We start from the raw sequence: 9311 nt of genomic DNA on the forward strand, positions 1-9311 counted from the left end.
TTACGGGTAAGAGGGTCAACAGAAAGAAAGCGCCCTAATCTCGGGTCGTAAATTCTCATACCATAGTCATAAGAGTTTCCCGAGCCTTTCAATTCGTCATCTTTTTCTTTTCCGTTAAACCCGTGCCTGTAGGTTGTGGTGTTAAAGTTCCTCCCGGGCATCAGCATACCGAATGGGTAGTAATCTAAGCACTTTTTTTCCGCAATATCTTTTTTTTCCCTGAGCTCCCCCAGAAAAAAACTCGTTTTTTCGTATGTGCTTGTTTGTGTAAACAAAGATTTTTTTGTTTATATATATGCCAAAGATAGTAACTTTTTTATTTTATAAAAACTTTTTTGTGTATTTTTTTTGTTGTTGTTTATGCTGTCTTTTCAATGCTTCTGATATTTTATTCTTCCTTTTTTATGCTTTTAAAAAAAACAAAACACATTTATAAATAACGTAACAAAATAAAGTTTATTGCAGTCATACCAATACTTTTAATGAAATTTATTTGCCAAAAAACTTGCTTTCACTTTTTATATTTCGTACCTTTATAGGTAGTATTGACAACATTTTGCTTTATATTATTAACTTAAACATCCTTTCATGAAACACAACTTACTCTTAGTTTTCTTTATTTATTAACCTTTAATTCTTTTCAACTATGAGTAAGCAAACAGGTTTAATCAAGCTAAAAGGCAATATGGACGGTATTAGCTTTTATAAGCTGGGTGGTGAAGATTTAGCCAGAAAGGCTAACGGACCATCAAAAGAAAGGATTTTAAATGATCCTTCATTCATTCGTACAAGAGAAAATAACTCGGAGTTTGGCGGCTGTGCCATTGTCGCCAAAGCTTTGCGTATGTCTCTTATAAGCATCATTCAAAGCAAATCCGACCCGAGAGTATCGGCTCGGTTAACACAACTTTTCAAAGAGATTAATCTTAAGGGTACAGGAACAAGGGGGCAAAGAACTATTCCGCTGTCTGCTTCAAGAAGCATGATAACAGGATTTGACTTTAATAAAAAGATCAGCTTGTCGCAGATTTTCGATGCCCCTTTTACTGCTTCCAACAATACAGCAAGGAATCAGGGCATCATTAATGTTGCAAGTTTTCTGCCTAAGGATTATATTGAAGCTCCATCGGGAGCAACTCACTTCAGATTGCTTGAGGCAATCGGGGTTGTTTCTGATTATGCTTATAATGTTAATACAGGGCACTATGAGCCAACTGACCCGCTTTTAAACATGATCAGCGGTCTTAATTATTCTGCTGTAACGGCTCTTAATTCTGCAACTCCTGTAACCTTTACACTTACGTCAGCTCTTCCGGGTACCCCTGCACCAACAATGACTGCAACGGTCAGCATAGTTCAGTGCATAGGGATTGAGTTCTTTCAAAGAGTGGGAACGATTGATTATATGCTCGCACAGGGCAACTGTATGAAAGTTGTAAATGTATTCTGAGTGGGTTTTGCGTGCTGTTTCTTTCGTGTTTGTGCGGTAGAGTCGTGTTGGCAGGCACGGCTCTACTTTTTTTCTTGACTTTTGCAAAAAGATTTCGTATATTTGTAATAACGAAATTCAATAGAACTTTTTCTTTCTTCATGACTAAAAAGTCCCGCAGTAATGCGGGATTTTTTAGTTTATTACTGATAACTCTGATATAATTCTTCTATGAGTGTACTATAATTGATATAGCAAAGAAAAATGTCCCTGACCGACTTATATACGACTCATATCCGACTGAACTCCGACTGAACCCCAAAAAATAACCGACTCAGTTTTTTTTATTTTCCAACTTTTTTATAAAACTGTTAAATCCGTCAAAGATTTTGCCTCGTGTTGTTATTTCTTTGTGTAGCTCGTAATAGTAAGCGTCAACAAATCGCCTGTCGCCTGTTCTGTTGCAGGCATCAAAATAAATGTCCCTAAGCCCTTGTAATTCGCTTAAGCTGTTTTTTAATAATCTTAGTTTTTCTTTCATAATAAATTGGTTTTTTAGGTTTAACAATGATTTCCGATGCTTTTAAAAAATCGCATCGGTTTAAAAAAAGCAATACTTTAAAACTTACTTAGGCAACTGTTATAGCCAGAGCGTTGGGAAGTGTCAAGAGTTCAGGTCATTTTTTTCGGAATAAACTAAAATCTACTTATCCGAAAAAAATGAATGAACCCAACGGGCTTGCTCTTGACTGTGCGTTGGCGTGGGCTTAACTTTGCATAAGTAAGTTTTAAAGTTTCAATGAAGCTGATTACCTCGTTTTTCTTTTCTTCAGGGATTGTAAAATGTTAAAGCGGGCTGATTCTGCTTCAGGGGGGTGGGCTTGGTTGCAATGAAGTTTCGGCGGACATGGAACAATACAGCAATTAAAGAATAAAAAGCAATTGCGTAAGCACGTAAAGCGTTGGCATTGCTTTTTTTCTTTGATTGCTACCGCTTTTCGCCGCTGACAGCTCTTTGATTTTTTTATTTTACATTAATTTAAATAATAAAAAAGTCAAAATAAAAAAAGCAATGTGCTGGCTGCTAAGGTCGGCGTGCGTTGGCGTGGGAGCTATTTAACATAATAACCCTTATAAATGAAAGCGGCATTAAATAATTTATACCTTAATATCGCCGCTTTTATTATAAGGTTTATTATGTTACTTAGCGTTGGGTGTTGATATTTTTGGCATGTGTTTTTGTTGTGTGAGCGACTGGGCTACAAAAACCATGACAAAAATATTAACACAGAAGGGTCGGCAAACAGGTCGGGGCGGGATTTTATTTTAGTTTGTTGTTTGTAGTTTGTCGTTTGGTGGTGGTGGGTTAGGGTATTTTTTTGGCTACGCTTTTGGCGTTGGCGGCGAAGGGTTGGGGCGTATGCCAACAAAAATCTGGCGTCGGATTAATCAGTTTTTAGTTTAAAGTTTTTTCTATATTTGTATTCTATGAATGTTTTTACAGATACATTATTAAGTATTATTTCAAATGTCCTAAGTGGTGTTTTAGTTATTTTGTTAACTCAAAAAAAAAAAAATTAAATTAATGTTTCACTTTTATCTATTTTGGCGGTAAGTGAATCATATTAAAAACAGTTAATCATATAATCGGGTGATACTTTGTTATTTCTTCGGTTAAATCGTCTAAGTTGCTTAATTGATAAACTTCTGTACTGCTTACGTAACGATGTCCTGCCATGTGTTGTGTTTTACGGAGATTGTGTGTTTTTAACCAGTTTACTATTACTGATGCTCGTAATTGTTTTGCGTCTTTTACTTTTGGGTTTTCGCTTCTTAGTGTTTTCATTAGCTTTTGCATGATGTTGCTAAAGTTTTCACTACTGCCTAAGTTTGGAAAAAGCTTTGTGCATGGGGTTTGTTTTATTTCTAATATTTCTTTTCTTGTGGTGTTGCTGTAATCAAGTAAATCTATAATCTGATGCGATTCAAGTTTCAGGGTTCTTTCTTCTGTTCGTCTGCTTCCTGTTATAAATATTTTTCCTTCTCTTAGTTTTAAGTCCTGTATTTCAAGTTGTGCAATTTCTTCGGTGCGTAAACCCTGATAAATTAATAGTCCTAATATTAATTTATTTCTTCGCTTTGCTATGTTTTGCATTGTTTGCGGTGGCATTTTATTTTTTTCTTTTGCTTGGGTTTCTGTTTTATAACTTCGGTAAACTTGCTCTAATTCTTCGTTTGTGAGTATGTCGTGTAATATTCTTCGCTTTATTCCTTTTATTTCTATATTACTGGCTGGGTTTTCCTCTAATACTCCATCAATAACAAGGTGTTTGTAATAATGATTTATTTTTATTATTGTTTGCTGTATGCTGCGTTGCTTGTTGTTTTTGCTTTTGCAATAGCTTATGTATGCCATTATATCATTATAAATTGTTTGCTCCGGTTCGATTCCTTCATTTTCAAGCCACGTTAAAAAACGTTTGACTGTTGATGTAATGCTGCCTATTGATTTACTGCTATATCTTTTTAATATTAGATATTCTGTAAAAGCTTCAATTTTCAAGTATAAAGTTTCCTGCTTCATTTGTTGATTCAAGTAAGTGTGTATAGATTTGTGTTGATTCTAAACTTGAGTGTCCTAAAAATTTTGCAATGGATTCGAGTTTCATTCCTGCTTCTAAAAGGTGTGTCGCTATTGAGTGGCGCAGCGTGTGTAAGCCGATTTCTTTTTGTTGTAATTCTGCGTTTTCAGTTCTTTGTATTAATAATTTTAATCGTAATAACATTGCTTGTCCTGTTATTCGCTTGCCTCTTTGCGTTATAAAAAAAGCTTCTGTTTTGCTATCCTTTAAAAATAGTGGTCTTGAGTCATATAAATAATTCTGTAAATAGTTTATTCCTTTTGCATTTACAGGAACATAGCGTTCTTTGTAGTTCTTGCCTTTTCTTACATATATTAATTTTTTATCAAAAAGTATGTCGCTTATATCAAGCTGCACCCCTTCATTTCGTCTTAATCCGCAAGCGTAAAAAATTGTCAACATTGCTAAATCTCTTATTGATAATACTTCGTTTTGCCATACAGGAACTCTTCCTCTTATATAAGGAAAATCGTTTACTGCTTTATAAATTTGCCTGACTTCTTCTTGTGTTAATACTGTTGTTATTTTATCTTCTTCGGTTTCTCTTGGTAAATATAGTTTTGAGATTGTGAGCCGCCCTGATTGTCTTAAATATTTTAGAAAGTTATATATTGCCTGTTGATGTTTTTGCAGATAGCTTGTACTTAATCCGCCCCCACGCCGTAGGTTTGGGCGTGTTTTGAGTTCGTTATAATATTGCTTTATTGTTTTGTTGTCTATGTCTTTTATTTGTGTTCTTCCCTGTTTCTCCATGTAGTGCAGTAATTCTCTTATGCAATTTGGCATATTATAAACGCTTGATGGGGCAAAGCCGATTATATCAAGCCACTCTTTGAAGCTTTGTTCAATGTATTTATATGCGGGGCTGTTGATTGGTAAGTGTTTCATTTTAGTTAATAGTTAAAAGATAATAGTTAATAGTTTTGGGATTGCTTCCCACTTCGTTCCTCGCGGTCGCAATGACGCTCTTTTCATCATTAACTATTCACTATTAACTATTAACTTTTTTTCACCCCTCTTATTCCTTTTCGTGAACTTTTGAACTTCGGTATTTAAGTTATTGGTTTTGTTTTCGTTTAGCGGTTCATTTGTGCTGTGAACTTGTTGTAAACTGTTTACTTTTGTTTGCTCGGATAAAAAATTTTTGTTTTCTTTCAGTTTGTTTAAAATATCATCAAGTATGTTGCTAATTGATGCTTTCAGCTTTTCATATTCTTCATAGCTTGGGATTTCATAAGCAAAGTTGTTTTCTTTTGTTTTTATTTTCCGGATATAGTTATTTTCAAGTAATGTTAACATATACCGCTTTTGGTTGCTGTGATTGGTTTTTAATGCTTGCCTTACTTCTTTTGCCGTAAATGTTGTTTTATTTTCTGCTTTTAGGTATGCTTTCAGATATTCAAAATATGTTCTGCAAGCTTTGTTCAGTTCATCACTCTTGCGTAATAATATTTCTTTCATTAGCTCGTTAGCTTCTTCAATGTCTTCGAGTGTTGCCTCGATATAGATTTCTCCGGTTGCTTCATCTGTTTTTTGTTCCCTTTGATATTGTTTATAAAATGTGATTGCTTCGATAAATTGTAAATAGTGGTTGTTGGTTCTTCTTGGCTTAAACACTTCTTCCGGAAGTTTTAAATATTCTGCGTAAGGATTTTTTATTGTTATTGGTTGTAGTAAGCGTTGACAGTTTTGTAAAAGCTTTTTTATTCTTTGTTCTTCTTCAGTATTGATTTTTCCGGCACTCAATAAGCGTTGGCGTTCCATTATTCTTTCGTCTTGTTCTTTTGTTTCGTCAAGATAAATCAGGAAAGAACGGTTTGCATTATCTTCATATATGCTTTCTTTTGTTGTGCAACCTGCTACACATATAGGTCCTTCTACTGTTACGCTTATTGTTTTCGTATTTCCTTTATTGTCTTTTATTGATATTCGTTTTGTTATTTTGCGTTTGCTTTGTAGTTCTCTTAGTGGGAAAAGGGCAGTTAGTGCTCCGTCTAAGTCCTCAAAGATTACAAGTTTATTTTTTAGTTCTTGTTTATCGAAGTAATAAAAGGCGTTTTCGGATAAGCTTGTTATTTCGATTTTATCTTCTTCCGGTATTAGTTCCGATACTTTTTCCTGTAAATATGTTTTGCCTGTTCCGCTTGCTCCAAGTGATATTATGTGCAGGGGGATTTCTCGTTTTCTTGTTGTAAGTATTATTAACATTCTTTGGCGGTTCTTTTCTTCGCCCACTATTCCGCTCTTTCCAAGCATTTCATTTGTGTGTTGTAATAAGTTTTCTGATTTCAAAAAGCCGGTTGCTTCTTCTCTTTCCTGTTCACTCATAGCGTAGGGCTTTTGTTTATTGGTGGTTTGTTGTTCTTCTATTCTTTTTAAGCGGTATTCTTCAAGTTGGTTTGTGATGTCGGCTATTGCTTTCGCTATTTGACTGCTGCCTATTTCCAAGCGTTCCGCTGTTTTGCGGATTAGCTTTTCTACTTGTATGTCATTGTAAAGGTCTAAGCTGTGCCGTATGGCAAGGTCTGCAATGTCAGGATTGTTAAGGTAATGCTTGAACTTGCGGTTTGTTACTTCGATTTTCAGCGTTACTCTCATTCTGTCTAATCCTTCCAGACGGATTCCGCCAAGTATGGTAAAGCTTAGTTCTTCCGTTGTGTAGGTTATGGCTTCGGGATTTTGAGTGTTTAGTTTGGTTTTTGTTTCCATTGTTGATAATTTATTTTTGTCTTATTGACTATTGCAAAATAAAATATAAATTATCATATTGACAAATATAAATTAACAAAAAATTTATTTTGTTGCATAAAATTGACTTATTGACTATATTTGCAATGGATTTCATTAAATATATTTTTATAATGCACGTAGGCAAAAACATAAAAAAAATAAGAGAGAGCAGAAAACTTTTACAAAAAGAGGTTGCTATTGCTGCTGGCTTGCATCCTGCCAACTATAATAAAACGGAAAAAGGAGAACGTGAGCCGTCTATTGATGCTCTCGATAAAATAGCGAAGCTTTTTAATATGACTGTTGACGAAATTATTCACTTTGAAGGCAAAGTCCCAAAAGATGTTACTCTCGAAGATAAAACAACTACGGAACAAATAAAGCTTGTTCAACAGCTTGATGAAGATGATAAAAAAGCTTTGTTTCGCATTATTAATACTATGGTTACTAAAAGTAAATTTAAGGACTTTTTTCAACAACAATTACAACATTAATTTTTATGAACGTACAGTATATTTCAGACAACAGAGGGCATACAAAGGCGGTTATTATTCCTATTACCTACTGGAATGATATTGCTAAAAAATTACATATTCCTGATGTGGAAGATGAACCCTCAAAAGAACAAATTCTTAAAGGTTTAAGAGAAGCCATCGAAGAAATGAAGATTATCAGAGCCGGCAAGAAAAAACAAAAAACACTTAAAGAGTTTTTGGATGAGCTATAAAGTAATTCCGCTTGAGAACTTCAAACGTGAAGCAAAGCGACTTATTAAAAAGTATCCGTCTTTAAAAAACGAGATTTATCAGCTTGATGAGCAGCTTTCTGTTAACCCTTTAATCGGACAACCTTTAGGTAGTAATTGTTTTAAAATACGTTTGGCTATTAAAAGCAAAGGTAAAGGCAAAAGCGGTGGGGCAAGGGTTATAAGCTGCGTTTTGGTTAAAGAACTTGATGTTTATCTTTTATCTATTTATGATAAATCTGAAAAGGAGTCTATTTCCGATATGGATATGAAAAAACTTGTTAAAGATATTCCGGCAAAATTATAATTCATTATTGCTTCTATGTTTATTTAAAAAGCCAACCGTTTGCAGATTAGCTTTTGTTTGATTTCAAGTATTCGTGCCTTTCCATAGAATGATTACAGAAACTACGTCACGCCAGCATGACAGGTTTATGTTCACCAAACATTTTTTACATACTCTAGTACATCCTTATTTTTTAAGTCAAAATAAAAGGATATATAATTATTGGCTTTCTTCTGCGAGGTAATAATAATAATACCTTCGTCTGTTTCAAGTTTCTGATAGTCGGTATTTTCAAAAGCAGTAAATTTCTTTTTATAGTTCACTTCTATCTGTTTTTGGATATCGTTCAAGTTTATTTTTGCCGTAGATTGAATAAAGGTAATGCCAACAACTTTTTTATTTGCATAAAAACTTTCATCTACATTTTCACTCCCTACCCATAGTGGGTTCTTATCCAATTGCAGTACAGTAGTATAATTTTCTGACTGACCTCTAAATCCTCTATAAACAAAATATTTGAACTTGTTTTTAACTTGCAAGTCTTTAACATTATCAGGCAAAGTATATGTTTGTCCATCAAAAGCAAATGATACTTTTTTCCCACTTGTAGTTGACGAATAGCAACTAAGCATAAGCGATATAAATAATATAATATTCATCTTTATAAACATATTTATTGTTTTTTCACTTGTTCTGGTATCATTAATGTCGGTGTGTTAACTATTGTATTATCTGCTCCTTGTGGCGTTGGGGGTTTAGGTAAAATAGTTCCTACATTATCCCTCAAAAAGACCGTAGTATTTTGATTATTGGATGGAACTAGAGGAATAGTTCCAGTTTCATCAGTTGGGTCTTTTAATACAACCATGTTACCAGCTTTTCTTTGTTCCTCAACCTTCTGAGCCAATTCATCTGCTGTTGCATTAGGATTTGCTGCTCCTACATCTTGTCCAACTGCATTATTATGAAGATCCATTTTCTTTTGATTTAGCTTGATTTTACTTGGATCGTCTAAAGCTTCGTGAGCTTTACCAAGCTTGTTTGCCAAATCCCTTCCAAAAGACTGTGTATTTAATGCATTAAAATAAGCGTGTCTAAAAGCGTCTGCTTCGTCATTATAAAATCCTGTCTTTTCACTTTCCGTACCTGTGAATAGTTCTGCTGTTTTTTGAATCGCTAATTCTCTGTTTTTTTCAAGTTGCTTTACTATTGTAAAATGAGTTGCTATTACTTTCTTTTCTTCTGTTGTAAGCTTTTTCCACTGGTCATATTTTGTCCCTTCTAAACCGTCAATATCAACCATCCAAATAGGGTTGTTACTTGCGAATTGATACGGTGTAAGCATGGCAAACTTACGGGTAAGAGGGTCAACAGAAAGAAAGCGCCCTAATCTCGGGTCGTAAATTCTCATACCATAGTCATAAGAGTTTCCCGAGCCTTTCAATTCGTCATCTTTTTCTTTTCCGTTAAACCCGTGCC

Annotated in this window: 11 protein-coding genes; 4 read left to right on the plus strand and 7 right to left on the minus strand. The window is 34.3% G+C overall.

Features of this window, described 5'->3' with window-relative positions; all coding sequences use genetic code 11:
- Positions 1 to 275: RHS repeat-associated core domain-containing protein (locus WC223_13290; GenBank protein ID MFA6925213.1), on the minus strand; the 275-nt coding region annotated here is incomplete at its 3' end.
- 371 nt (positions 276 to 646) lie between these two features.
- On the opposite strand from WC223_13290, the gene WC223_13295 reads away from it, so the two are divergent.
- Positions 647 to 1450 carry a hypothetical protein gene (locus WC223_13295; GenBank protein MFA6925214.1) on the plus strand — a complete coding sequence of 268 codons (804 nt, stop codon included), beginning with the start codon at positions 647 to 649 and terminating at the stop codon, positions 1448 to 1450.
- 313 nt (positions 1451 to 1763) lie between these two features.
- Here WC223_13295 and WC223_13300 read toward each other — a convergent pair whose 3' ends face one another.
- The 4 genes from WC223_13300 to WC223_13315 form a co-directional block, all read right to left on the minus strand.
- Positions 1764 to 1970, minus strand: coding sequence for a hypothetical protein (locus WC223_13300; GenBank protein ID MFA6925215.1), 207 nt, complete (start codon positions 1968 to 1970; stop codon positions 1764 to 1766).
- 1098 nt (positions 1971 to 3068) lie between these two features.
- Complete coding sequence (locus tag WC223_13305) at positions 3069 to 4013, minus strand: tyrosine-type recombinase/integrase (protein MFA6925216.1); 945 nt, start codon at positions 4011 to 4013, stop codon at positions 3069 to 3071.
- Positions 3982 to 4959 carry a tyrosine-type recombinase/integrase gene (locus WC223_13310; protein MFA6925217.1) on the minus strand — a complete coding sequence of 326 codons (978 nt, stop codon included), beginning with the start codon at positions 4957 to 4959 and terminating at the stop codon, positions 3982 to 3984. The genes WC223_13305 and WC223_13310 overlap by 32 nt, the downstream gene beginning before the upstream one ends.
- 93 nt (positions 4960 to 5052) lie before the next feature.
- On the minus strand, positions 5053 to 6780 hold the full coding sequence (locus WC223_13315; protein MFA6925218.1) for a hypothetical protein: 1728 nt from the start codon (positions 6778 to 6780) through the stop codon (positions 5053 to 5055).
- Between the two features lie 92 nt (positions 6781 to 6872).
- Between WC223_13315 and WC223_13320 the strand changes: the two genes are divergently transcribed.
- Genes WC223_13320 through WC223_13330 form a run of 3 tightly spaced genes read left to right on the plus strand, consistent with a single transcriptional unit; the run spans position 6873 to position 7853 of the window.
- The gene (locus tag WC223_13320) at positions 6873 to 7295 is read left to right on the plus strand and encodes a helix-turn-helix transcriptional regulator (protein MFA6925219.1); all 423 of its coding nucleotides are present in this window, start codon (positions 6873 to 6875) and stop codon (positions 7293 to 7295) included.
- Positions 7296 to 7300: 5 nt separating this feature from the next.
- On the plus strand, positions 7301 to 7528 hold the full coding sequence (locus WC223_13325; GenBank protein ID MFA6925220.1) for a hypothetical protein: 228 nt from the start codon (positions 7301 to 7303) through the stop codon (positions 7526 to 7528).
- Positions 7518 to 7853, plus strand: coding sequence for an addiction module toxin RelE (locus WC223_13330; protein MFA6925221.1), 336 nt, complete (start codon positions 7518 to 7520; stop codon positions 7851 to 7853). Before WC223_13325 ends, WC223_13330 begins: the two co-directional genes overlap by 11 nt.
- A 131-nt stretch (positions 7854 to 7984) precedes the next feature.
- Here WC223_13330 and WC223_13335 read toward each other — a convergent pair whose 3' ends face one another.
- Entirely contained in the window at positions 7985 to 8503 is a 519-nt protein-coding gene (locus tag WC223_13335) for a hypothetical protein (protein MFA6925222.1), read from the minus strand.
- 2 nt (positions 8504 to 8505) lie between these two features.
- Positions 8506 to 9311, minus strand: an 806-nt coding sequence (locus tag WC223_13340; protein ID MFA6925223.1) for an RHS repeat-associated core domain-containing protein, incomplete at its 5' end; no start/stop codon positions are given.

This window comes from Bacteroidales bacterium, from assembly GCA_041671145.1.
Lineage (GTDB): Bacteria > Bacteroidota > Bacteroidia > Bacteroidales > JAHJDW01 > JAQUPB01.

What these genes read in the sequence shown, in the direction of transcription:
- WC223_13325 (MFA6925220.1), top strand. Translation starts at nt 7,301, where the DNA reads ATGAACGTACAGTATATTTCAGACAACAGAGGGCATACAAAGGCGGTT.
- WC223_13310 (MFA6925217.1), bottom strand. Translation starts at nt 4,959, where the DNA reads ATGAAACACTTACCAATCAACAGCCCCGCATATAAATACATTGAACAA.
- WC223_13315 (MFA6925218.1), bottom strand. Translation starts at nt 6,780, where the DNA reads ATGGAAACAAAAACCAAACTAAACACTCAAAATCCCGAAGCCATAACC.
- WC223_13300 (MFA6925215.1), bottom strand. Translation starts at nt 1,970, where the DNA reads ATGAAAGAAAAACTAAGATTATTAAAAAACAGCTTAAGCGAATTACAA.
- WC223_13305 (MFA6925216.1), bottom strand. Translation starts at nt 4,013, where the DNA reads ATGAAGCAGGAAACTTTATACTTGAAAATTGAAGCTTTTACAGAATAT.
- WC223_13295 (MFA6925214.1), top strand. Translation starts at nt 647, where the DNA reads ATGAGTAAGCAAACAGGTTTAATCAAGCTAAAAGGCAATATGGACGGT.
- WC223_13335 (MFA6925222.1), bottom strand. Translation starts at nt 8,503, where the DNA reads ATGTTTATAAAGATGAATATTATATTATTTATATCGCTTATGCTTAGT.
- WC223_13330 (MFA6925221.1), top strand. Translation starts at nt 7,518, where the DNA reads ATGAGCTATAAAGTAATTCCGCTTGAGAACTTCAAACGTGAAGCAAAG.